Origin of the sequence: Sphingomonas sp. So64.6b (assembly GCF_014171475.1) — a bacterium.
Lineage (GTDB): Bacteria > Pseudomonadota > Alphaproteobacteria > Sphingomonadales > Sphingomonadaceae > Sphingomonas > Sphingomonas alpina_A.
This window is the reverse complement of the sequence record NZ_CP048817.1, coordinates 2,668,621-2,691,964: the sequence shown is the minus strand read 5'-3', so window position 1 is coordinate 2,691,964 and position 23,344 is coordinate 2,668,621. Positions and strand designations below refer to the sequence as shown.

At 63.9% G+C, this 23,344-nt stretch carries 23 protein-coding genes; 7 read left to right on the top strand and 16 right to left on the bottom strand.

All coding sequences use genetic code 11. The features are described 5' to 3' along the window. Positions 1-14 precede the first annotated feature (14 nt). From G4G27_RS12865 to G4G27_RS12850, 4 genes are read right to left on the bottom strand one after another with little or no spacing between them, the layout of a single operon-like run. Positions 15-881 carry a TraB/GumN family protein gene (locus G4G27_RS12865; RefSeq protein ID WP_244624321.1) on the bottom strand — a complete coding sequence of 289 codons (867 nt, stop codon included), beginning with the start codon at positions 879-881 and terminating at the stop codon, positions 15-17. Further along, entirely contained in the window at positions 878-1,819 is a 942-nt protein-coding gene (locus G4G27_RS12860; RefSeq protein WP_183109027.1) for a TraB/GumN family protein, read from the bottom strand. Before G4G27_RS12860 ends, G4G27_RS12865 begins: the two co-directional genes overlap by 4 nt. A 45-nt stretch (positions 1,820-1,864) precedes the next feature. Further along, on the bottom strand, positions 1,865-2,287 hold the full coding sequence (locus G4G27_RS12855; RefSeq protein WP_183109026.1) for a hypothetical protein: 423 nt from the start codon (positions 2,285-2,287) through the stop codon (positions 1,865-1,867). Continuing rightward, positions 2,280-2,507 carry a helix-turn-helix transcriptional regulator gene (locus G4G27_RS12850; protein ID WP_183109025.1) on the bottom strand — a complete coding sequence of 76 codons (228 nt, stop codon included), beginning with the start codon at positions 2,505-2,507 and terminating at the stop codon, positions 2,280-2,282. Before G4G27_RS12850 ends, G4G27_RS12855 begins: the two co-directional genes overlap by 8 nt. A gap of 580 nt (positions 2,508-3,087) precedes the next feature. Between G4G27_RS12850 and G4G27_RS12845 the strand changes: the two genes are divergently transcribed. Genes G4G27_RS12845 through ppdK form a run of 3 tightly spaced genes read left to right on the top strand, consistent with a single transcriptional unit; the run spans position 3,088 to position 8,945 of the window. Beyond that, the gene (locus G4G27_RS12845; protein WP_183113776.1) at positions 3,088-3,927 is read left to right on the top strand and encodes a glycine--tRNA ligase subunit alpha; all 840 of its coding nucleotides are present in this window, start codon (positions 3,088-3,090) and stop codon (positions 3,925-3,927) included. Further along, complete coding sequence (gene glyS / locus G4G27_RS12840; protein ID WP_244624320.1) at positions 3,915-6,236, top strand: glycine--tRNA ligase subunit beta; 2,322 nt, start codon at positions 3,915-3,917, stop codon at positions 6,234-6,236. Before G4G27_RS12845 ends, glyS begins: the two co-directional genes overlap by 13 nt. 42 nt (positions 6,237-6,278) lie before the next feature. After that, positions 6,279-8,945: a pyruvate, phosphate dikinase gene (ppdK, locus tag G4G27_RS12835; protein WP_183109023.1), complete on the top strand. Its 2,667-nt coding sequence runs from the start codon at positions 6,279-6,281 to the stop codon at positions 8,943-8,945. A gap of 19 nt (positions 8,946-8,964) precedes the next feature. Here ppdK and G4G27_RS12830 read toward each other — a convergent pair whose 3' ends face one another. The 8 genes from G4G27_RS12830 to G4G27_RS12795 form a co-directional block, all read right to left on the bottom strand. Further along, the gene (locus G4G27_RS12830) at positions 8,965-9,585 is read right to left on the bottom strand and encodes a hypothetical protein (RefSeq protein WP_183109022.1); all 621 of its coding nucleotides are present in this window, start codon (positions 9,583-9,585) and stop codon (positions 8,965-8,967) included. A gap of 102 nt (positions 9,586-9,687) precedes the next feature. Next, a complete protein-coding gene (locus G4G27_RS12825) occupies positions 9,688-10,683 on the bottom strand; it encodes a type II secretion system F family protein (RefSeq protein ID WP_183109021.1) in 996 nt (331 codons plus the stop codon). A 17-nt stretch (positions 10,684-10,700) separates the two neighbouring features. Further along, complete coding sequence (locus tag G4G27_RS12820) at positions 10,701-11,675, bottom strand: type II secretion system F family protein (RefSeq protein ID WP_183109020.1); 975 nt, start codon at positions 11,673-11,675, stop codon at positions 10,701-10,703. Between the two features lie 58 nt (positions 11,676-11,733). Beyond that, positions 11,734-13,014, bottom strand: a complete 1,281-nt coding sequence (locus G4G27_RS12815) for a pilus assembly protein CpaE (RefSeq protein WP_183109019.1) — start codon at positions 13,012-13,014, stop codon at positions 11,734-11,736. Positions 13,015-13,017: 3 nt separating this feature from the next. Beyond that, positions 13,018-13,653: a CpaD family pilus assembly protein gene (locus G4G27_RS12810; protein ID WP_183109018.1), complete on the bottom strand. Its 636-nt coding sequence runs from the start codon at positions 13,651-13,653 to the stop codon at positions 13,018-13,020. 38 nt (positions 13,654-13,691) lie between these two features. Then, positions 13,692-15,227: a type II and III secretion system protein family protein gene (locus tag G4G27_RS12805; RefSeq protein WP_183109017.1), complete on the bottom strand. Its 1,536-nt coding sequence runs from the start codon at positions 15,225-15,227 to the stop codon at positions 13,692-13,694. Position 15,228: 1 nt separating this feature from the next. Next, positions 15,229-16,263 carry a Flp pilus assembly protein CpaB gene (gene cpaB, locus G4G27_RS12800; protein WP_183109016.1) on the bottom strand — a complete coding sequence of 345 codons (1,035 nt, stop codon included), beginning with the start codon at positions 16,261-16,263 and terminating at the stop codon, positions 15,229-15,231. Between the two features lie 51 nt (positions 16,264-16,314). Continuing rightward, complete coding sequence (locus G4G27_RS12795) at positions 16,315-16,788, bottom strand: prepilin peptidase (RefSeq protein ID WP_183109015.1); 474 nt, start codon at positions 16,786-16,788, stop codon at positions 16,315-16,317. A gap of 48 nt (positions 16,789-16,836) precedes the next feature. Here G4G27_RS12795 and G4G27_RS12790 point away from each other — a divergent pair, with 48 nt between their 5' ends. Genes G4G27_RS12790 through G4G27_RS12780 form a run of 3 tightly spaced genes read left to right on the top strand, consistent with a single transcriptional unit; the run spans position 16,837 to position 19,129 of the window. After that, positions 16,837-17,781 (top strand): alpha/beta hydrolase, encoded by a 945-nt coding sequence (locus G4G27_RS12790; protein WP_183109014.1) that lies wholly within the window; start codon positions 16,837-16,839, stop codon positions 17,779-17,781. Between the two features lie 28 nt (positions 17,782-17,809). Then, entirely contained in the window at positions 17,810-18,904 is a 1,095-nt protein-coding gene (locus G4G27_RS12785) for an FAD-dependent oxidoreductase (protein WP_244624319.1), read from the top strand. Between the two features lie 48 nt (positions 18,905-18,952). After that, complete coding sequence (locus G4G27_RS12780) at positions 18,953-19,129, top strand: DUF1508 domain-containing protein (protein ID WP_183109012.1); 177 nt, start codon at positions 18,953-18,955, stop codon at positions 19,127-19,129. Positions 19,130-19,132: 3 nt separating this feature from the next. Here G4G27_RS12780 and rnhA read toward each other — a convergent pair whose 3' ends face one another. Genes rnhA through ispH form a run of 3 tightly spaced genes read right to left on the bottom strand, consistent with a single transcriptional unit; the run spans position 19,133 to position 21,508 of the window. Further along, positions 19,133-19,594: a ribonuclease HI gene (gene rnhA / locus G4G27_RS12775; RefSeq protein ID WP_183109011.1), complete on the bottom strand. Its 462-nt coding sequence runs from the start codon at positions 19,592-19,594 to the stop codon at positions 19,133-19,135. Then, positions 19,591-20,547, bottom strand: coding sequence for a homoserine kinase (gene thrB / locus G4G27_RS12770; RefSeq protein ID WP_183109010.1), 957 nt, complete (start codon positions 20,545-20,547; stop codon positions 19,591-19,593). Before thrB ends, rnhA begins: the two co-directional genes overlap by 4 nt. A gap of 4 nt (positions 20,548-20,551) precedes the next feature. Continuing rightward, entirely contained in the window at positions 20,552-21,508 is a 957-nt protein-coding gene (gene ispH, locus G4G27_RS12765) for a 4-hydroxy-3-methylbut-2-enyl diphosphate reductase (protein ID WP_183109009.1), read from the bottom strand. Positions 21,509-21,620: 112 nt separating this feature from the next. Here ispH and G4G27_RS12760 point away from each other — a divergent pair, with 112 nt between their 5' ends. After that, entirely contained in the window at positions 21,621-22,274 is a 654-nt protein-coding gene (locus tag G4G27_RS12760) for a hypothetical protein (RefSeq protein ID WP_183109008.1), read from the top strand. A 22-nt stretch (positions 22,275-22,296) separates the two neighbouring features. On the opposite strand, the gene G4G27_RS12755 is transcribed toward G4G27_RS12760, so the two are convergent. Beyond that, on the bottom strand, positions 22,297-23,229 hold the full coding sequence (locus G4G27_RS12755; RefSeq protein ID WP_183109007.1) for a LysR substrate-binding domain-containing protein: 933 nt from the start codon (positions 23,227-23,229) through the stop codon (positions 22,297-22,299). Between the last annotated feature and the right edge of the window lie 115 nt (positions 23,230-23,344).

The window sequence follows — 23,344 nt, the reverse complement described above, 5'->3', positions numbered from 1 at the left end:
CGATGGGAGAAGGGTTATTGAATTCGTTCTACCTTCAAGCCGCGCGCGCGCAGCATCGCGACCACTGATCGATCACCCGCAAGATGGCCCGCACCGACCGCTACCAGCACCTTGCCGGGCGCGCTCATCCGTCGTGTGATCCAGCCCGACCAGCGGGTATTGCGATCCGTCACCAGCGTCTTTTCCAGATCCGGCGCGCCGCGAAAACCGGGCTGGAAGCTGGCGACGATCCGCGCTGTATCGCCGGCACTCCACGCCGCCAGCGTTTGGGCGTAGCCATCGCTCTGTTCGATGGCGCGAACAAGCAATACACGTTGAGCGGTTTCGGACAGCGTGTCGAACAGCGCCAATTGCCCAGCCTGGGTCTCAAGCGCGCGGCGCGGCTTGCCCGTGTCGGCGAAGCGCTGCGCGAGCACAGCCTCCACGCCATGGTCGATCGTCGCGTGCAGCGCGCGGCTCGACCCCGCGCCGAGTGCCGCCGCCGCCGCCCAGCTCTTCATGCCGTCGAGCGCGTCAATCGGCAGGCCCGCCCGGCGCGCGGCATCGTTCAGTGCGGCGCGTCGGTCGGAGGGCAAACGATCGACGATCGGCGACAGCCCTTGCGCCCGTGCAGCCGCGGCGAAGACCGCCGATGCCTGTTCGGGCGGCTGTGCCGGAATCTCGGTCACCAACATATCGGCGCCGTCGATCGCCGCCTTTATCGCCGGCGTTTCCCAATGCACTTCGCGCGGCAGGACGTGGATCGTGCCGAGCAGCCAGATCGTCGTGTCGGCATCCTGCACGCGCCACAATGCCGGCCGCGCCTCGATCGGCGCGGGCCGGCTGCACGCGGTGGCGAGGAGCGCGCACGCCCCCGCCACCAGAAGCGCGAAGGATTTCAATAGTCGACCCGTGTCGCCTTCAGCCCGTATTTCAGGAGCTGATGCTGCACGCTGTCCGGCCCGGCGAGATGCCCGGCGCCGACCGCGACAAACACGGTGCCAGGCTGCTTCATGCGATCGGCGATGGTCTTCGCCCAGCGAATATTGCGGTTCTTGAGCAGCACATCATAGAGCGAGCGCGATTCCTTGAGCTCCTCGTTCATCATGTTGCCGAGCTTCACATCCTCGCCCTTGGTCCAGTAACCGAGCATCTCGTTGATCTTCGGCGCGAACTCCTCGGCTTCCTCGATGCTGCTCATCAGGAAGGTGACCTGCGCGTCCTCCGGCAGCGTGTCGAAATAGCCGATCTGCTGCGCGAAGGTTTCGAAGCCTGACAGGCGCTTGCCGCTTGCCTTGGCCGCCTTGGATAGCTGCGCCTCGGTGCCGTCCTCGGCGCTATAGCCGGCCTTTTGCATCGCGATCTGCGACAGCATGATGCTGACGAACCATGGCTCATACTGCTCGACCGCGGCGGTCGGCAGGCCGAGCTTGGCCATGCCGGCGGCATAGGCCGCGCGCTTCGCCGCTGGGATCTTGTCGGATAGTTTCTTACCGCTGCTGTCGGTGGCGAGCGGCATCATGATCTTCTGGATCTCGGCAGGCTCGGGCATGTTGAGTTCGAGTACGACCTGGTCGCTGGCGTCGAACGCGGTCTTCACGGCTTCGTCGAACCAGCCGAGATTGGGTTTCAGCGCATGGAATGTGCCGAACAGATAGATTGTCGTGTCCTTGTCCTTCACCACCCACAAGGCGGGGTCGGCATCGACAATTGGAGCGACTGCGGTCTGGCTAGGGGCCGCAGCGGGTGCTGGAGCCGGCGCTGGCGCAGGCGCCGTCTGCGCCAGGGCAGGGGTCGCGGACAGGGTTGCCGCGAGCATCGCGGCGACGAAACGCTTCATGCATTGATCCTTATATTCGGGGAAGCAAATGGGGATGGCGCAGGCCTAACGAAAGCGCCGCCACAAAAAGGTTATGAGCGCGACGGCCATGGTGAGCAGGAAAACCGCATTGCCGTTCGGCGCAGGCGCCAGTTCGACCATGCCGAGCGCCCACCAGCATATCCACAGCATGGCATAGAAGTTGATCCCGACCAGCCCGGCCCATTTATTGGCGTCGACCTCAAGTTCATCGACGGTGGTGAAATATTTCCACGAGCCGACCGAGACGGTGACGACGAACGCGACTATCGCGACGACTGCCAGCACTTGCATATACGTGCTGGTCAGGTTGAAATCATTGACTGCCAGCATGAGGCCAACAACGCCCCCGGTCAGGCCGCCGCCGATGATCAGGCCGCCGAGAATGCGGCCATATCTGCGTTGATTGTCCTTGTACCGGGTCAGCCCGACATCACGATCATCATGCATCGTCGACGGTCCCCGTTCGACTGCTTCCCGACTCGTCATGGAAAATGTCCTCGATTGGCATTTGAAACAGTCGCCCGATGCGAAAGGCGAGCGGGAGCGAGGGATCATATTTCCCCGTCTCGATCGCGTTGACCGCCTGGCGCGAGACGTCGAGACGCCCGGCCAGTTCAGCCTGACTCCAGTCGCGCTCGGCGCGCAGCACCTTGAGCCGATTTTTCACTGCTGGCCTTGTCATCATCGCCTGACCGAATGTCAGGTGACCATGACTAAATGTCAGCGAATCGATGCTATGTCAACAACCCCTGACAAAAAGATATGTGAAGCTGACCTTCGCGAGGCGCGCTTTGGATTTTACTCCGTCCGATTCACACCGCTTTCTGGCCTCGTCATGCCGGCTGTCCGATGCGCAATTTCCGCGTCGCGGATTGAATCAGTAAAACCGGAATCGATCAGACCATGACCCGCTTGGCATTTTCCCGATATTCCCGCAGCACATCCCAAGGATTCCCGTGCCGATCGATCAAAATTCCCGCAGGTTTTCCCGTGGATTCCCGCAGAACCCCCAAAAAAGCATTTTCCCGCAAAACTCCCGTGGCTGCGGGAATTTCGAACGCCGGCCGCAATGGACAAACGGGTTTCAAACGGGATCAGCGCGCCGATTCAATCGCGCCGGTCGATCCGTGCCAGTTGACCCTAAAGAGGCCATGCGCCAAAGCGACGGCGCTTTTTATCCCGCACTTGCGAAGGGTTTCCGCCGCGTGACCGCTGGTCCCGACACCAAGCCGCTGAGCTTTCAGCGCATGATCCTGAAGCTCCATGATTATTGGAGCGATCATGGCTGCCTGATCCTGCAGCCGTATGACATGGAGATGGGCGCGGGCACGTTCCATACCGCGACCACCTTGCGTGCGCTCGGACCGGATCATTGGAACGCGGCCTTCGTCCAGCCGTGCCGCCGCCCGACCGATGGTCGTTATGGCGAGAACCCCAACCGGCTACAGCATTATTACCAATATCAGGTGATCCTGAAGCCGAGCCCGCCCAATTTGCAGGAGCTGTATCTCGGCAGCCTCGCCGCGATCGGGATCGATTTCACGCATCACGACATCCGCTTCGTCGAGGATGATTGGGAAAGCCCGACACTCGGCGCCTGGGGCCTTGGCTGGGAAGTGTGGTGTGATGGGATGGAAGTGACTCAGTTCACTTATTTCCAGCAAATGGGCGGCTTCGACTGCAAGCCGGTCGCGGGCGAGCTGACCTATGGGTTGGAACGCCTTGCCATGTATCTGCAGAACAAGGATTCGATTTACGACCTTGCGTATAATGACGCGGGCGTGACCTATGGCGACGTGTTCCTCGAAAACGAAATCGAGCAATCGACCTGGAATTTCGAGGTCGCCAACACCGACACGCTGTTCGACCTGTTCCGCAAGGCGACCGCCGAATGCGAGAATTGCCTCGAAGCGAAACTGCCGATCCCGGCGTACGAGCAGGCGATCAAGGCGAGCCATGTCTTCAACCTGCTCCAGGCGCGCGGCGTGATCTCGGTCGCGGAACGCCAAGCCTATATGGGCCGGGTGCGCGATCTCGCGAAGGGCAGTTGCCAGGCGTGGATGGACAAGAACGGATGGGCGGCGTGACCGATTTCCTTCTGGAACTCCGCTCCGAGGAAATTCCCGCGCGCATGCAGGACAAGGCGCGCGACGATCTCGCTCGCCTGTTCGCGGCCGAGCTCGACAAGGCGGGCCTGAAGGCCGGTGCGCTCGAAACGCTCGCCACGCCGCGCCGCCTGACTCTGATCGCCCGCGACCTGCCGCTTCAGACCGAAGCGGTGTCGGAGGAGACCAAGGGCCCAAAGACCTCCGCGCCGCCCCAGGCGCTCGAAGGCTTTCTGCGCAAGACCGGCCTGACCCAGGACCAGCTGGTCGAGCGCGACGGCATCTTCTTCGCGATCGTCGAAAAGCCCGGCCGCGCCACCGCCGATGTGCTGGCCGAGGCGATCCCGGTGATCATCCGCGCCTTCCCCTGGCCCAAATCGATGCGCTGGGGTGATGCCTCGGCCTCGACCGAAAGTCTCAAATGGGTTCGCCCGCTCCAGGGCATCGTCGCTTTGCTCGGCGAGACCGTCGTGCCGTGCGAGATTGCCGGGATCGGGTCGGGCGCGACCACGGTCGGCCATCGTTTCCACGCACCGGGCGCGATCACCATCACCAGCGCCGCGACTTATGCGGATCAGTTGCGTGATGCGCATGTGATCGTCGACCAGGCCGAACGCCGCCAGATCATCGCGCTCGGCGCGACCATGGCGGCGCGCAAGGCCGGGCTGGAGCTGATCCAGGACGAAGGGCTGCTGACCGAGAATGCCGGGCTGACCGAATGGCCAGTGCCGCTGCTCGGTCGTTTCGACGAAGCGTTCCTGGCCGTGCCGCCTGAAGTGATCCAGCTCACCGCGCGCGTGAACCAGAAATATTTCGTGTGCCGCGATAGTGAGGGCAAGCTCGCCAATGCCTTCGTGTGCACCGCCAATATCGACGCGGTCGATGGCGGCGCGAAGATCATCGACGGCAACCGCAAGGTGCTGGCGGCGCGGCTGTCGGACGCGAAATTCTTCTACGAGACCGATTTGAAGGTGCCGCTCGAGGAGCAGGCGAAGAAACTCGACCGCATCGTGTTCCACGAGAAGCTCGGCACGGTCGCCGACAAGGTCGACCGCGTCGCCAAACTGGCGAGGTGGCTGGTTGAAGAGGGCATCGTCACGTCTTCTCCCTCTCCCCCTGTGGGAGAGGGAAGGGGCCCATCGCAAAGCGATGGGAAGGGTGAGGGGGACGCTAGCGTTACGCACCCAACTCCCCCTCACCCTTCCGTCGCTTCGCTCCTCCCTCCCTCTCCCACAGGGGGAGAGGGAAATCTGGCCGACATGGCCGAGCGCGCCGCACGGCTGTGCAAGGCGGATCTCGTCACCGGCATGGTCGGCGAATTCCCCGAGCTACAGGGCCTGATGGGCGGCTATTACGCCCGCGCGCAGGGCGAGGATGAGGCGGTCGCCGAGGCGATCCGCGATCATTACAAGCCAGTTGGGCAGGGCGACGACGTGCCGACCGCACCGGTGACGGTGGCGGTGTCGCTGGCGGACAAGCTGGATACGATTGCGGCATTCTTTGCGATTGATGAAAAGCCGACCGGATCCAAAGATCCGTTTGCATTGCGAAGAGCGGCTCTCGGCATTCTTTCACTGATTACGGTGAACGGGATGCGCCTGGAACTTTCCAAAGTATGGAGCTTCTGGGGCACCAATCTACATTTTGGTCCTCCGCCCTGGGTGGATGGCTTCAGTGCGAGCCTCGATTTCTTCGCCGACCGCCTCAAGGTCCAGCAGCGTGAAGCCGGGGTCCGTCACGACCTGATCGACGCGGTGTTCGCGCTCGGCGGCGAGGATGATCTCGTCCGCCTCTTGGCCCGCGTCCATGCGCTGCAATCTTTCGTCACCACCGAGGACGGCAGAAACCTGCTCGCCGGCTACAAGCGCGCCGCCAATATCCTCAAGAAAGAGGGCTTCCTTACTCCCTCTCCCCCTGTGGGAGAGGGAAGGGGCCCATCGCGTAGCGATGGGAAGGGTGAGGGGGACGCTAGTGTGTCGCCCATCACTCCCCGTCACCCTTCCGCGACTTCGTCGCTCCCTCCCTCTCCCGCAGGGGGAGAGGGACATGAAGCTGCGTTGATCGCCGCGCTCGATGTGGCCGAACCGCGTGCGCGCGATGCGGTCGCGGCGGAGGATTTCGAAGGCGCCATGGCCGCGCTCGCGAGCCTGCGCGGCCCGATCGACCAATTCTTCGAGCACGTGACGGTCAACGATCCGGAGGCCGACAAGCGCCTGTCGCGGCTGGCATTGCTCGCCCGTGTGCGCGACGCGGTCCATTCGGTCGCGGATTTCTCGAAGATCGAGGGCTGACATTTCACGGCAGCCGGCACTAATCTGAATGGGGACGAGTGAATGACGCAGTACGTCTACCGCTTCGGCGGCGGGGTTTCCGATGGGGGCAAGGGCGACAAGAATCTGCTCGGCGGCAAGGGCGCGAACCTTGCCGAGATGGCCTCGATCGGCCTGCCGGTGCCGCCGGGCTTCACCATCTCGACCGAATTCTGCGAAGTCTATTATGACGAGGGCCGCGCCTTCCCGCAGGCGCTGCGCGACGAAGTCGCCACCGGTATCGCTCATATCGAGGGCGTTACGGCCAAGAAGTTCGGCGATGCGGGCGACCCGCTGCTCGTCTCGGTCCGCTCCGGCGCGCGCGCGTCGATGCCGGGCATGATGGACACGGTGCTCAACCTCGGCCTCAACGACGAGACGGTGAAGGGCCTAGCCGCGACCTCGGGCGACGATCGCTTCGCCTGGGACAGCTATCGCCGCTTCATCCAGATGTACGCCGATGTCGTGCTCGAACTCGATCATGGCAGCTTCGAGGAAGCGCTTGAGATCGCCAAGGAGGACAAGGGCTATTATCTCGACACCGAGCTGAGCGCCGAAGATCTGCAGGCGCTGGTCGCCGAGTACAAGGCGCTGGTCGAGGCGCAGTGGAACAAGCCCTTCCCGCAGGACGTGCATGACCAGCTGTGGGGCGCGGTCGGCGCGGTGTTCGGATCGTGGCAGTCGGAGCGCGCCAAGGTCTATCGCCGCCTGAACGACATTCCCGCCGCCTGGGGCACCGCGGTCAATGTGCAGGCGATGGTATTCGGCAATATGGGCGATACCTCGGCGACCGGCGTCGCATTCACGCGCGACCCGGCCAAGGGCGACCGCGCTTATTATGGCGAGTTCCTGATCAACGCGCAGGGCGAAGATGTCGTCGCCGGCATTCGCACGCCGCAATATCTGACCAAAGCGGCGCGAGAGACCGCCAATGCCAAGCCGGCTTCGATGGAAGAAGCGATGCCGGTCGTGTTCGGCGAACTGGCCAAGGTGTTCGACCTGCTCGAGACGCATTACCGCGATATGCAGGACATCGAGTTCACCGTGCAGCAGGGCAAATTGTGGATGCTGCAGACCCGCTCGGGCAAGCGCACCGCCAAGGCCGCGCTGAAGATCGCGGTCGACATGGCCGAAGAAGGGCTGATCACGCGCGAGGAAGCGGTCGCGCGGGTCGATCCGCAGGCGCTCGATCAATTGCTCCATCCGACGCTCGATCCGAATGCGGTGCGCGATGTGCTGACCAAGGGCCTGCCGGCATCGCCGGGGGCAGCCAGCGGCGCGGCGGTATTCGACAGCGACACCGCGGAGAAGCGCGCGGCGGCCGGCGACAGCGTGATCCTGATCCGCGTCGAGACCTCGCCGGAAGACATTCACGGCATGCACGCGGCCAAGGGCATCCTGACCGCGCGTGGTGGCATGACCAGCCATGCGGCGGTGGTGGCGCGCGGCATGGGGCGTCCCTGCGTCTCGGGTGCCGGCACGATCGCGATCGATGCCAAGGCGGGCGTGATGCGCGTTGCGGGCCGCGAAATCCGCGAGGGCGACACGATCACTATCGACGGCACCACCGGCGAAGTGATGGCTGGCGCAGTGCCGACGGTGCAGCCCGAATTGTCGGGGGATTTCGGGACACTGATGGAATGGGCCGATGGCGTGCGCCGATTGAAGGTACGCGCCAATGCCGAGACGCCGCTCGACGCCAGAGTGGCGCGCGAATTCGGCGCCGAGGGCATCGGGCTGTGCCGGACCGAGCATATGTTCTTCGATGCGGCGCGGATCACCGCGGTGCGCCAGATGATCCTGGCCGAGGACGAGAAGGGCCGCCGCGCCGCGCTCGACAAGCTGCTGCCGGAACAACGCGCCGACTTCGTCCAGCTGTTCGAGGTGATGGCCGGCCTGCCAGTGACGATCCGCCTGCTCGATCCGCCGCTGCATGAATTCCTGCCGCATGAGGAAAGCGAGTTTGCCGAAGTGGCGACCGCCGCCGGGGTCGATGTCGATATCCTCAAGCGCCGCGCCGCCGAACTGCACGAATTCAACCCGATGCTTGGCCATCGCGGCTGCCGGCTCGGCGTGACCTATCCCGAAATCTACGAGATGCAGGCGCGTGCGATCTTCGAAGCGGCGATCGAGGTTGCGATCAAATCGGGCGCGGCGCCGATCCCCGAAGTGATGATCCCGCTGGTCGCCACGCGGCGCGAGCTGGAGCTGATGAAGGCGGTGGTCGAAAAGGCCGCGCAGGCGGTGTTCGCCGATAAGGGCCGGACGATCGAGTATCTGATCGGCACGATGATCGAACTGCCGCGCGCGTGCCTGATGGCGGGCGAGATCGCCGAAGTCGGTGCTTTCTTCAGCTTCGGTACCAACGATCTGACGCAGACCACGCTGGGCGTCAGCCGCGACGATGCGGCGCGTTTCCTGACCACTTATGTCGAGCGCGGCATTTACGCCAAGGACCCGTTCGTCAGCCTCGATATCGAGGGCGTCGGCCAGCTGATCGAACTGGCGGCGGAGCGCGGCCGGGCAACACGGCCGGAGATCAAGCTCGGTATTTGCGGCGAACATGGCGGCGACCCGGCATCGATCGCGTTCTGCGAGCGCATCGGCCTCGATTATGTCAGCGCCTCGCCTTATCGCGTACCGATCGCGCGGCTCGCGGCGGCACAGGCGGCGCTGGGCAAGGCGGGATAGGCCGTCGGCGGCTGAGCCGTCAGCTCCAGAACAGTTCGCGATGTTCTTCGGTCTTGCCCGCGCTGAGCAGCGTCGCCTGATCGCGCCAGCGTTCGCGCAGGATGAAGCCGGCGGGGAGGTCGAGCCGTTGTTCCAGCGCCATCTCATCCTCGTCCGATAGCTTGGCGATATCCGCGAAACTGGTCATGTCGAGCGCGGCCAGCTTTGCCTTCAAGGCGTCGTCGATGCCGCGGATGCGTGTGAGATCGTCGCCGTGGCTGCCGTCAATGTCACGGGGCGGGAATGCGGCAATGGCAGCGCTGGCGGCGACGGGCGCGGCCTGCACAGCGATCGGCTTTGCATCGGGTTCGGCGGTAACCGATTCCGGCTGCGGGGCGATCGCGGGTGCGGTGATCGGCGTTTCGGCCCGGTCCACCGATTCTTTCAGCGCGACATTCTCTTGCTCCAGCTCGGCGATGCGGGCTTTGCCTTCGCCAATCTGCGCCTCGGCCTTGCGCCGGTAATTGCTGTACGCCTCGCTCTCCTCATAAAGGCGCCGGCGCCATTTCTTGCCGCCCGGATGCAGGCCGAGGCCGAGGATCACACCGCCGAACAACAGCAGCGCAAGCACGATGAATTGACCCAAGCTATTGAACAGCATCTGCGTTTCCCGAGTCCCGGCGCGATGGTTTCGGCGCCGGTGATGATCCTGACGACTCAGCCGCGCGGGATCAAGCGCGCCGAGCCGACCCGAGCACGCGCCTTAGATGCCACCCGAGAACGCATCCGAGATGGAGCAGGCGGCGGGGCCGAGGATGACGACGAACAAGGTCGGGAGGATGAACAGGATCAACGGTACGGTCATGATCGCGGGCAGGCGCGCGGCCTTTTCCTCGGCGCGCATCATGCGTTCGTTGCGGAACTCGGCCGACAGCACGCGCAGCGCCGACGCGAGCGGCGTACCGTATTTCTCGGTCTGCACCATGGTTGTCACCACGCCTTTGACGGCGTCGAGCTTGACCCGCATGGCGAGGTTCTCGAACGCCTGGCGACGTTCGTTGAGGAACCCGAGTTCGATCGCGGTCAGGGTGAATTCGTCGCCGAGTTCGGGATAGGCGCGGCCCAGTTCGCGCGCGACGCGGTGGAACGCGGCATCGACCGTGAGTCCCGCTTCGGCACAGATCACCAGCAGATCGAGCGCATCGGGCAGGCCCTTGCGGATCGCATCGGAGCGCTTGGTGATCTTGTTCTTGAGGAAGATATCCGGCGCCTTGTAGCTCAGGATAAACGCGCCGGCGACGATACCATAGCGCTTGATCGCGCTGTAATCCGAGAACATTTCCGTGCCGTAGACGATGTAGAGCATCAGCCCGCCGAACACGATCGGCAGGACGAGACGGCCGAAAATGACCGCGACGGCATATTCCTTCGACCGGATACCGGCCTGCATCAGCTTGATCTGCGCGGCCTTGACCTGGCTTTCCTGCAGCACTTGCAGCGATGACAGGATCGATTTGATGCGGTCCGTTGTATGGTTCTTGGTGACCAGCTTGGCACGGCGCTTGGTCGATGCGGTGATGCCCGCCTTCAACTGTTCGCGGCGTTCGTTCAGCGCCTTGACGCGCTTGATCATCGGGTCGCGCACCGTGGTCGCGGCATAGATGGCAAGAAGCACGGCGAATGCGGCGACGCCGGCGAGCAAGGTCGCCGCCATCATCACATCGACCCCAAGGATCGTCGGTCCAGCCGTTTCGCCCATGATGCTCTCGTACTTCCCTAGATCTCGAAGTTGATCATCTTGGCCATGATGAAGGCGCCCGTCGCCATCCACAGCATGCCGCCGCCGCCGGCAACCATCAGCCGCTCGTCGGTGAAGAAGGTCTGCATATAGCTGCCGTTGATCATCCAGATCATGCCGAACACGATGAACGGCAGCGACCCGATGATATAGGCGGACGCCTTGGATTCGGACGACATCGCCTTGATCTTGAGCTTCATCTGCCCGCGCATGCGCAGCACATTGGCGAGGTTGGCGAGCGTTTCGGCCAAGTTGCCGCCGGTCTCGCGCTGGATCGCGATGGTGATGACGAAGAACTGGAATTCGGGCGTGCCAAGTCGATCCGCCGTTTCCTGAAGCGCTGCATCCATCGTGCGGCCGATCTTCATCTTGTCCGATACGGTGCGGAATTCCTCACCCACCGGCCCGTCGATCTCGTGGCCGACGACGCCGATCGTCTCGGTGATCGGCAGGCCGGAGCGCAGGCCCCGCACCAGCAGCTCGATCGCATCGGGGAATTTGGCGGTGAATTTGGCGATGCGGCGTTTGATGAAGAAACCGACGACCATGTGCGGAATACCTGCGCCAAGCACCACGCCGAGCAGCAGCGCGAGCGCAAAGGGCAGTCCCTGGAGCGCCAGCAACGCGGTGACGACGACGAAGATGCCGACGGTGGCCATGCCATATTGGCCAACGGTCCACGGTTTGCCGGTCATCGCCAGGCGCTTTTTCAGAACGGCGGGACGCGGCAGGAACCGCATCGCATAGCCATCCATCTTGGTACCGCGACTGGCGGTGATGCGGCGCATCTGTGCCTCGACCGCGGCGTTGGCCGAGGTGTTGTGGCGGGCGCGGACGGTCGACAACCGGCGTGCCTGGGCACGCTCCGCCGACGGGCCGGCAAAGGCGAAGGCGATAAGCAGCAGGACGACCAATGCGCCCCCGCCCAGCATGATCAATGGCGTCAGTTCCATTGTGGTATCAAGCGCTCCGCTTGGTTACGATCCGGTCAATTGACCGGCCCGAACCGGTTTATTTTTTGCGTTTCGGCATCATCGATTTGAAATCGCCGAATTTGCCCATCAGTGACGTGCCTTTGGCAACCGGCTTCTTCGTCGGTGATGCCTCGGCGGCGGCGTCACCCGCACCCATCAGCTTCATCGCGAGATCGACGATCGGTGCGACGGTCTTGGAACCCTTGCCGGCTTCCGCCATCGGCTTGCCGAGCTTGGCCGACTGCGCTGCGACCTTCTGGTCGAACGGGATCATGAAATCGATCTTGCGCTCGATCGAGCCTTCGAAATCCTTGCGGTTGATCTCGAGCTGCGCATTGGCATGGACGCGGTTGGCGACGACGAACACTTGAGTGTGCGGCGCGTTCGACTTGAGCCAGGACAGGATGCGAATTGAATCGCGTGCCGCGGCAAGCGTCAGCTCGGTCACAACGACCGCGATCTGGACGTCGGTGATCAGATGCGGATGCAGCACCAGCATGCCACGTGGCAGGTCGACGATGGTGCATTCGAACGCCGAACGCATCTCTTCCTGCAACTGGTAGAAGGCGGCGCCATCGGTCAGCACTGGCGAGTTGATCGGCGCTTCGGCCGATAACACGGACAGTGTGTCGCTCGATTTCACCATCGCGCGTTCGATGAAAAGGCCGTCGATCCGGCTCGGATTTTCGATCGCGTCGGTCAGGCCGCGGCCTGGTTCGAGGTCGAGGGTCAGCGCGCCGGTACCGAAATGCACGTCGAGATCAAGCAAGGCGGTGTTGCGCTTGCCCTTGTCGCTCAGCACCCAGGCGACCGAGGTCGCGATGGTCGAGGCGCCGACACCGCCGCGCGCGCCGATTACCACAGTCGAACAATGCGGTCGTTCGGTCGAGGCATCGGCGGTCTTGGGCGCGTTAAGCAGTGCCTGGGCATGCGTAAAGGCTTCGCGCAGCATATCCGGGCTCAGCGGCTTGAGCAGGTAATCCTGGATACCGCTGACCACCAGATCGCGGTACAGGCGCACGTCATTGACCTGGCCGGCGGCGATCACGACCGTGCCGGGCTCGCATACTTCGGCGAGCGCATTGATGTCATTGAGCGGATCGCCCGATTCGGACAGGTCGACGAACAGGATCTGCGGGCTGGCGGAGACCGACAGCGACTGGACCGCGTTGCGCAGGCCGCCCTTGTTCACCTTTTCCGGTGCCCAGCCCATTTCGGTGACGACCGGGCGGATCGATTCCGCCGTCGTTTCATCGCAGACATAAGCGACAAAGGGTTCGCGGTTTCCGACGCGACCGGGATTGAAGGGAGCGTTCATGGCTTAATTCTTCCCGCCGCTGGTGCCCGCACTGGCGCCGGCACTTGCCGGTGCCTTGCGATATACTTCGATCGCCTTGGTTGATTGTGCCGGATCGGTGACACCAGAACCGGGCTGCCCTCGTACCAGATCACCCGGGTTGGCGGTCATCGCGGCAAGGTTCGAATTGATGCCGCAGCCCTGGTTGGACGAAGTGTTGCTTTCGAATTCGGGCTGGCTGACGCGGCTGAAGTCCGGACATCCGGGGACGACCGCCTTCATCCGGCTGACCACCACGCGGACCATGCCGGGTTGCACGGGGGCGCCGGTGATCGGGGCCTCGTCGGACAGGAGCAGGCCATAGCGGCCAATTTGCGACTGCACGTCGTCGCGGATTCCGTTGCCATAAGGGTTGGGATCATCGATTGCGACGCGGTCGCCATAACCAAGCCGCAACGACTGCATCCATCCAGCGAGCCGCTGCGCTTCGCCCGGGGCAAGATTGTTGCCGCTGGTGTTCACGTCGAACACGAAATCGGTGCGGCTGACGACCGGCTGATGCACCGATTCCAGGCCGCGATTCTTCGTGCCGGTACTGCACGCCCCCAGCGCCAGAGCGGGGGCTAGGGTCGTGGCGATCAGGATGCTACGCTTCAACATGGTTCTATCCCTTTTGGGCCCGTCACTGTGTCGCAGGGTCAATTGATGCTGAAACCGGGAGCGGCGACCGCGCCCTTTTTGGGTTTCGCCGGTGGAGGCGCCTTTTCCTCGCGGCGTTCTTCGGCCTTGGGGGCCGGAAAGACTGGCGCGGATGCACCAAATGCGGGGACGGCGGTCGCTGGCGGCGCCATGCTCGGCTTGGGGCGGTCGCCGCCGGTGACGCCACCGCCAAGTTCTCCAAGGAAAACCCGACCGAGATCGGTCGGTGCCTTATAACCGTCGGTCGGTAGCACGATGTCGTTCGCATTGACCGGCTTGACCAGATACGGGGTGATGACGATCACCAATTCGGTTTCGTTACGTTTGAAGCCATTCGAGCGAAACAGCGCGCCGAGTATCGGCACGTCGCCAATCCCGGGTGTCTTCTCGATCGTATTCTGATGGTCGTTCTGCAACAGGCCGGCGATCATGAAGCTCTGACCCGAACCAAGTTCGACCGTCGTCTCGGCGCGCCTGGTGGTCAAGGCGGGAATCGTCGTGCCGGCCATCTGCACGGATCCCTGCGCCGACAGCTGCGACACTTCCGGCCTGACGCGCAGTGAGATGCGGCCATCGGACAGCACCGTCGGTGTATAGGAAAGGCTGATGCCATATTGCTTGTATTCGACCGACACAGCGCCAAGACCCTGACTGATCGGGATGGGGATTTCGCCACCCGCCAGGAAGGTACCGGTTTCGCCTGACAGCGCGGTCAGATTCGGGTTCGCCAGCGTTGAAACCTGGCCGATCGTTTCGCCGAGGTCGAGCGCGGCCAGAAAGTCGGTGCCGAGCGCACGACCGAACAACCCCATTGTTGAGCGCTCCGCGCCCTCCTGCAATGTGAACTTCTTCAAGCCGGTGGCGGGATCGATCGTTATCGTCCCCGGGTTGCCGGCGCTGCCCAGAAAACCTGTTCCCGTGCAGGATGGCACACAATTGTTGGTACGCAGGCGCACGCCGATATTCTTGACGAAGCTGCGGCTGACCTCAGCGAACTTGACCTGAAGGTTGACCTGCAGCGGCGTCGCGGTCCTGAGGCGGCTCAGCACTTTTGTGGAATCACCGACAAAGGCCTGGACGAGCCGTTCCGCTTCGGCGCTATCAGCCGGAGCGGCGACGATGCCGGTCAGCAGGATCAGGCCGTTCATCGGCGTCGCGACGATATGCGCCTCGGGCATCGCCAGGTTCAGCATCTGCTGAATCGAGTCGAAATTATTGCCGACCCGGACCGTGGCGGAATAGATCACCGCGCCCGCCTTGTTGGTGGCGGAGATGGTCGTTTCGCCCTGAGCCTTGCCGAACACATAGATTTGCGTGGCCGAGCGGATCTGCACATCGGCGATCGAGTCGCTGGCGACGAAGACATCGCTCATCGGCCGGGCCAGCGTAATCAGACGACCGCGGCCAGTGTTGACCTGCAGCACGGGTGAGGATGCGGAGGACTGGGCCGGGGCGGGTGCCGCGGCACCGCCAACGGTCGCCGCGACAAGAGCGGCGGCCAGCGGCCAGCCGATCGGTGTGAACGCGATACGCATGTTACTTCTTCCCCCCGACCGGAACTTCGGTCACCGCGTTGCCGCGTGCGACGCGGATCACCGGACCTGCCGACGCTGCGGCGGCTCCCGGATAGCTTCCCCCTGTGGGTGCCGGAGCCCCACCAGGCGTCATAGTCATCTCCGCGGCCTTGCCTGGCACCGTGCGACGCTGGAAGCGCGATACGTCGGCACCGACGGCGAAGGTCGTGTTGCCGGTGACCGGCTGGCTCGCGAGCTTCAGCATCATTGCCTTCTCGGCCTTGGGATCGTCGGTTTCGGGCACCTTGATGTCCCCGCTGGCGATCGCCTGCTCGAGTTCGGAATTATTGTCGGCGATCGAACGCAGCGACAGCGACAAATTGCCAAGCGTCTGCGCGACCGCAATCTGCTCGGCGATCTTCGGCGTTGCCTCGATCGTCACGTTGGAAAAGGTCTTGACCAGTGTCTTGCCGTCTTCGCCGGTGGTGTTGTCGGTGCGCTGGTCGGTGGCAAGCACGCGCAGGTTGCGCATGATCGTCTCGGACGCCTTGAGTGGCGGGCCGTCGCCGCCGCCGGGAACGGTCTGAGTCAGGATCAAATCGATACGGTCGCCCGGGAACACGAAGCCGGCGACACCGGTCTGGACCGAGATCGGAATGGTCACGGCGCGCATGCCGGCGCCGAGCGCCGCTGCCAGGAAGCCGCGATCTCCGGGCTTGACCAGCGCGCCCTGAGTGATCGGCTGCCCCGCGGTGATCGCGTTGCGCACGACGGTACCCTGAAGCGACTTCAGGTCGGTCTGGGCCTTGATGTAATAGGCGTTCTCGACCAGCTCCTTGGGCCAGGGCTGAAATTTCAGCGCGGTGGCATCAAGGATCGTCCCGACCGGCAAGGCGCGAGTCGCGACGAGCACTTCGGGACCGTCGATTGGCGCGGCGATCGCGGCTGCACCGGCTTGAGGCGCGGGGCTGCCCATAATCAGGCTGCGCGCCATGAACGCGGTGATGGCCGCGACAATCAGCGCACCTACCAGCAGGACGATCTTACGGGTATCCATAACGCTTCGGACCTTTTCGAGCGCGGATCAGGTTGATCCGGCGTTAAGCACTCACAGAAACTGGTTAAAAATCGGTTCGCGGATCGAAATGAGCGCAGCGATCGCAATCGCCACGCCATAGGGAATCTCGAGCACGTTCTTGTTTTTGCGGAAATATTTCTCAATCATCATGATCAATGTCAGCACGCCGCCAAGCAACGACATGATCATCAGCATCCCAACCAGCGGCACCAACGGGAACCATAAGGCGAGCGCGCCGATCATCTTGACGTCGCCGCCACCCATCCAGCCGAAGTTGAACGCGACACAGAAAAACCCGAAGACGCCGAGCGCCAGGCCAAGCTGGATCGCCATGTCGGGCCATAGAGCCAGCCCGTTCGCCCACCACCAGAACGGCGCGAGCAGGGCGATGGCGCCGTTCTTCCAATTGGCGATCTCACGATGGCGCGCGTCCTCGATCCCCGCCAGAACGAGGATCAGCGCAAACGCGCCGAGCATCAAAGCAATCGGATTTCCCCAACCCATCAGGGAATTCCCTAGACGGCATGGCTTTCCAAAAAGTAACGATCACCGATGGATTCACCAGAAATGTATCGCCGCGCGATTCCCGCCGACGCCCGGATCGGTCGATGGCGCGGGCCGGATGGCTGGGATTTCCGCCGTTTCGACTGGCCGGCCGAGGGTTCGGCCATGCGCGGCAGCATTTTGTTCGAGGGCGGGCGCGGCGATATTTTCGAGAAATATCTCGAAGTTTTCGCGCACTGGCACGCTCGGGGCTGGTCGATCACCTCGCTCGATTGGCGCGGCCAAGCCGGATCGGGCCGCACTTCACCCGACCTTCATGTCGGCCATATCGAAAATTTCGACACTTATGTCGCCGACTTTGCCGCTTTCTGGAGGGAATGGCAGCGGGATGCCGCCGGTCCTAAAGTGCTGATGGGGCATTCGATGGGCGGCCATCTGGTGCTGCGCGCGATGACCGAAGGTGTCGCGAAACCGGACGCGGCGGTGCTGATCGCGCCGATGCTCGGCCTGCACAGCCCGCTTGGCGCCAGGCTCGGCGAGCGAATGGCCAAGATGCTCGGCGGGGTGGGTAACTCGGCGCGAGCGGCGTGGAAGGTCAATGAACGCCCCGCGACGACGGTGACGCGTCAGGCATTATTGACGCATGATCGCGATCGTTATGACGATGAGATATTCTGGCAGACGACCAAACCGGAATTGCTGCTCGGCCCGCCGAGCTGGCGCTGGGTGATGCAGGCGTTCGAATCGACTCGGCGCCAGCGCGACGATCCCCGGCTCAGAAAGATGGCCGTGCCGACGCTGCTGATCGTCGCCGAAGCCGACAAGCTGGTGAACCCCAAGGCGGCGTTGCAGGTCGCGGCCAGGCTGCCCGATGCCCGGGTCGTGCGATTCGGCAGGGAATCGGCGCATGAAGTGCTGCGCGAGGCCGACGCGGTGCGCAATCGCGCGATCGGTGAGATCGACATCTTCCTCGCGTCGCGCGCGCGGGCCTGACTCGGTTGGGAACAGTGGGCGGGTGACGGTGGAACGATATGATATCGCGATCGTCGGTGCGGGCATTGCCGGCGCGAGCCTCGCGGCCGCGGTTGCACCGCATGCGTCGGTGGTGCTGGTCGAGGCCGAGGATCAGCCGGGTTATCATTCCACCGGGCGTTCGGCGGCCTTCTGGTCCGAAACCTATGGTGGGCCCGGCGTGCAGCCGCTGACCACCGCTTCGGGGCCGGCGCTGCAAGCGGGCGGGTTCCTTGCGCCGCTCGGGTCGCTGCATATCGGCCGCGCCGCCGACAGCGCGGCGATTCATGCTTTCCTCACCAAGTTCGACGGCACGGGCGTGGCACTGTCGGCGCTGGATCCGTCGACGGTGATTGCCGGTATCCGGCCGGACTGGACGCTTGGCGTGCTGGAGGCGAGCAGCGCCTATATCGACGTCGCCGCGCTGCATGCCCATTATCTCGTCGAAGCACGGCGTACGGGCGCCGTGCTGAAGCTGTCGGCGCCGTTGCGCGGCGCGGTGCGCGAAGGGGCTGGCTGGCGCATCGACGCTGGCGGACAGGACGTTGCCGCGACCGTGCTGGTCAATGCCGCCGGCGCCTGGGCGGACCGGGTCGCCGCGCTGGCCGGGGCGGCACCAATCGGGCTGCAGCCCAATCGCCGCACCATGGTGCAATTGCGCACCGACGCCGCGCTTCCCGCCGGCATGCCGATGGTCATCGACATCGCCGGGCGGTTCTATTTCAAACCCGAAGGCGAGGGCCGGCTTTGGCTCAGCCCGCATGACGAGACGCCGGTCGAGCCGGGCGATATCGCGCCGGAGGAAATCGACGTGGCGATTGCGGTCGACCGGTTCGAACATGTCGTCGACTGGCCGGTCGTCGCGGTGGAGCATAAATGGGCGGGGCTGCGCAGCTTCGCACCCGATCGGCTGCCGGTTTACGGCTTCGACTCCGTCCTTCCCGGCTTTTTCTGGTGCGCCGGGCAGGGTGGTTTCGGCATCCAGACCGCACCGGCCGCCGCCGCGCTCGCTGCCGCGCTATTGCTTGGGCGCGCACCCGATTCGGTGGTCGCCGCGATCGATCCTGCGACGTACGCGCCCGGCCGTTTCAGACCGCTGGCGTAACGGGATTTTCCGGCTTAGTCTGGCCAGGTCCAACGACGGAGGATGACCATGGCGCACAAGTTCGAGATCTATAAGGACAAGGCCGGCGAGTTCCGCGTTCGCTTCAAATATAACAGCGAAACGATGTTTTCGACCGAAGGTTATTCAAGCAAGTCGTCTGCCAAAGAGGCGATCGAGTCGATCCAGAAGAACGGTCCCGGCGCCGAGATCGAAGACAATAGCTGAGTTTTAGCCTTTGCGCGCGGCGTCGGCCGCGTCGCTTGCCAGCCGGTCAGCCCGTTCATTGTCGGGGTGGCCGGCATGGCCCTTCACCCATTTCCATTCGATGCGATGCGGCTTGGCCGCGTCGAGCAGCGCCTGCCACAGGTCGGCATTCTTGACCGGCTTCTTGTCGGCCGTCTTCCAGCCATTGCGTTGCCAGCCTTTGATCCATTTGGTCAGTCCGTCCATCACGTAACGACTGTCGGTCGACAGCGCGACGAGGCAGGGCCGCTTCAGTGCGTTCAGTCCTTCGATCGCGGCGGTCAGTTCCATCCGGTTGTTGGTTGTCAGCTTCTCGCCGCCGGACAATTCCTTTTCCTTGCCGCCGGCGCGAATCAGCGCGCCCCAGCCGCCGGGGCCGGGATTGCCCTTGCATGCGCCATCGGTGGCGATCTCGACTCGCGTGAGCTCTGCAGTGATTTCGGTCATCGAAAGAGGGTCTCGCCCATTTGATCATAAGTGTTGAGGCGGCGCAGATAGGCCAGCGGATCCTTGCGCGTGACGAGCGCATCGGCGGGCGTGTTGAGCCAGTCCCATGCACGGGTAAGCAGGAAGCGGATGCACGCGCCGCGCGCCAGAACAGGTAGCGCCGCACGCTCGGCATTGCTTAAGGGGAAGCGCGAGGCATAACCTTTGACCAGCGCCGCGCCGACCGCGCGATCGACACTGGCGCCGCTCGCGTCGAACGACCAGGCGCTGTGCATCACCGCCAGGTCCCAGGCGCGGATATCGGTGCAGGCGAAGTAGAAGTCGATCAGGCCGCCGACCCGGTCGCCGAGCATCAGGACATTGTCGGGGAACAGATCGGCATGGATCACGCCGCGCGGCAGGTCATTTGGCCATGCCGCCAGCACCGATTCCAGCGCGCCGCTGACACGGTCGAACAGGCCCGGCTCAATCGCGTCGAGGTCGTGCCCGCAGCGTGCCAGCAACGCCGTCCAGCCGTCCGGGCCGAGGCTGTTGGGGCGTTCGCCGGTGAAATCGGTCAGCGACTCGTGCATATGGCCCATCGCGGCGCCGGTCGCGAAGGCTTGCGCGATGTTCGGATGCGAGACCGATACGCCGGGCAGGAATTCGATCAGGCAGGCGGGGCGGCCTTCGAGTTGCTGGATGGCTACGCCCGCGCGATCGGTGAGCGCGCGCGGGACCGGATTGCCGCGTTCGGCGAGATGATCGAGCAGCGCGAAGAAAAAGGGCAAGTCGCCCAGATCCACTCGTTTCTCATAAAGCGTCAGGATGAAGCGACCGCTGGTCGTGTCGACCATGTAATTGCTGTTCTCGACGCCCTCCGCGATGCCCTTGGCCGAAACCAGTTCGCCATGGTCGTAGCGCGCAAGGAACGTGGCCAGCGCCTCGGCCGACACATGAGTATAAACGGCCAAGGGTTCAGGCCGCGGCTTCGAGGCCGCGGGGCAGCTTGAACGACACCGTTTCGCGATTGGTCTCGACTTCGCGCTCGCTGACCTCGAACCGCTCGCTCAACCGGTCGACCAGCTCGCGGACCAGTATTTCCGGCGCGGAGGCGCCAGCAGTGATGCCGAGCGTCCTGACGCCCGTCAGGAAATCGAAATCGAGATCGGTCGCGCGCTGGATCAGCCGGGCCGGTGTGCCCTCACGCACCGCGACCTCGACCAGCCGGACCGAGTTCGACGAATTGGGCGCGCCGATCACCAGCATCGCGTCGCACATCGAGGCGATCGATTTGACCGCTGTCTGCCGGTTCGACGTGGCGTAGCAGATATCGTCGGGGCGGGGCGCCTGGATTGCTGGAAAGCGGCGCTGCAAGGTCGCTACGACATCGGCGGTGTCGTCGACCGACAAGGTGGTTTGGGTCAGGAAGGCGATGTTGGTCGGGTCGGCGGGTGTGAACGCCTCCGCATCGGCGACATCCTCGATCAGGGTCATCGCGCCTTCCGGCACCTGGCCGAAGGTGCCGATCACCTCGGGATGGCCGAGATGGCCGATAAACACGATATGCCGCCCGGCCGCGACGAGGCGCTCGGCCTGACGATGAACCTTCGATACCAATGGGCAGGTCGCGTCGAGATAGGTCAGGCCGCGATCCTGCGCCGCGGCCGGGACCGATTTGGGCACGCCGTGCGCGGAGAACACCACCGGCACGCCTTGGGGCACGGCGTCGAGTTCCTCGACGAACACCGCGCCTTTGGCCTTCAATGCATCGACGACATATTTGTTATGGACGATCTCGTGCCGGACATAGACCGGCGCGCCGTGCTTCTCGATTGCCAGCTCGACGATTCGGATCGCGCGGTCGACGCCAGCGCAAAATCCGCGCGGGGCCGCGATCAGCAATTGGAGGGCGGGTTTTTCCGAGATGCTCATGTCGCGCGGCTTTACGCGATTGCTTGCGTGCGCGAAAGCCGGTTCCTATGGTGATTGAAGTTCCGGGGCCGGTGCGCAAGCACCACGGCCCCTTCCTTGTGATAAGGTGCGTATGCCCGTGACAGCTCCGAAAATCGTCGTTCCCCTTATTGCGATGCTGTTTATCGGCGGCTGCGGCGGCAAGGGCGAGATCGACCTTTCCAGCGGCGTCGGCATTACTGCGATCCGTTCGGCCTGCCCGACGGTCGGCGTTCCCGCCTCCACCGGCGACATCACCATATTCGACCCACCGGCGAGCCGCGACGCGTCGGCGATCGACGTGACCGCGTCGATGACCAATGTGCGGTCGACCTGCGCCGATGCGACCAATGACATCGTCACCAACGTGACCTTCGAGATTCGCGCCAGCCGCGTCCGCGCCGATGCCGCGCGCGACGTCGTCTTGCCCTATTTCATCACCGTCGTGCGCGGCGGCAGCGCAGTGGTCGCCAAGCGGATCGGGCGCGTCAACGTGCATTTCGATGCCGGCCAGACCCGCGCCTCGGCCAGCGGCCAGGCGAGCACGATCATCGCTCGCAGTGCCGCGACGCTGCCCGATGACGTGAAGCAGAAGCTGACCCAGAAGCGCAAGGCCGGCGACAGCGATGCCGCGGTCGACCCGCTGACCGCCCCGGAGATTCGTCAGGCGGTGCAACGTGCGACGTTCGAGGCACTGGTCGGTTTCCAGCTGACCGATGATCAGCTGAAATATAACGCCACGCGCTAAATCACGTTTCAGCGACGACCGCTCAGGAGCATTTCTCTGCTTCGTACCAGCGGTCGTATCGCCTGAGTGAAGCTCGCGCTTCGGTTTTGAGCCAGTCCAGCAGGGTCCGGACGCCGATGCGCGCGCGTACGTCGCTGCTGGCATAGTGCAGGCAATAAGAGTGGTCGGTGGGCCGCCGCATATGGGTGAAGGCGACCAGTCGTCGATCAGTCAAAAAGCGCTCCGCCACCATTGGGGTGGCTAGCGCAACGCCGAGGCCTGACGCTGCCGCTTCATTCTTGAGTTGGTTGGTATCGTACCGCGCCGCAACCGCTGGCGCCGGGCCGTGATAGCCGGCCTTGCGCAGCCAATGTCGCCAGAGCCCGGCGTTCGACCGAACTTCGATCAATGGCTGCCCGGCAAGATCGGCGAGGGTACGGGGCGGCGAACCTTCGTCGAACAGCCGTGGCGCCACGACGGGCACCGCATCCAGATCCGCGATGACATCGATAAGGGGCGTTTTATCGGGGGTCGGGCCGCCCCAAAGCGCCACGTCCACCACCTGCGAACGCAGGCGTTCCGGGTCTCGCGATACAGTCAGTTCGAGTTCGATGCCGGTTTCCGACAAGAGCTTCGGAAGCCGCGGCATCAGCCATTCCGCCGCCATTGAGTGCGAGGTGGCCATGCGAATCGCGCGATCGCCATCGAGCTGGCGGAGCGAGTTCGTCGCCTGCAGGATCGCCTCGATCGCAGGACCGACGTCCGCCAAATACCGTTCTCCGTCCGTACTGAGGAACGTCGCCGCACCGGAGCGCTGGAACAGCTGTCGGCCGGCGAAGCGCTCGAGCAGCTGGATGCGCCGCGAAAATGCCGAGGGGCTGAGCGCGAGCGACGCGGCGGCGGTGCGGAAGCTGCGCGACCGGGCTGCGGCGAGGAAGGCCTCAACGGCTTCCAATGGGGGCATCTGGCGCAGCATGAAGAGGGCTTAGCATTGTCACGTGACGGTTCCGTTGCGTCCCACGCAACGCGGTGTGCGGTTTTGCGCGATACCGGTGCCGATCCCCCCGCGCTTATGGACCGCCCGTAAATTC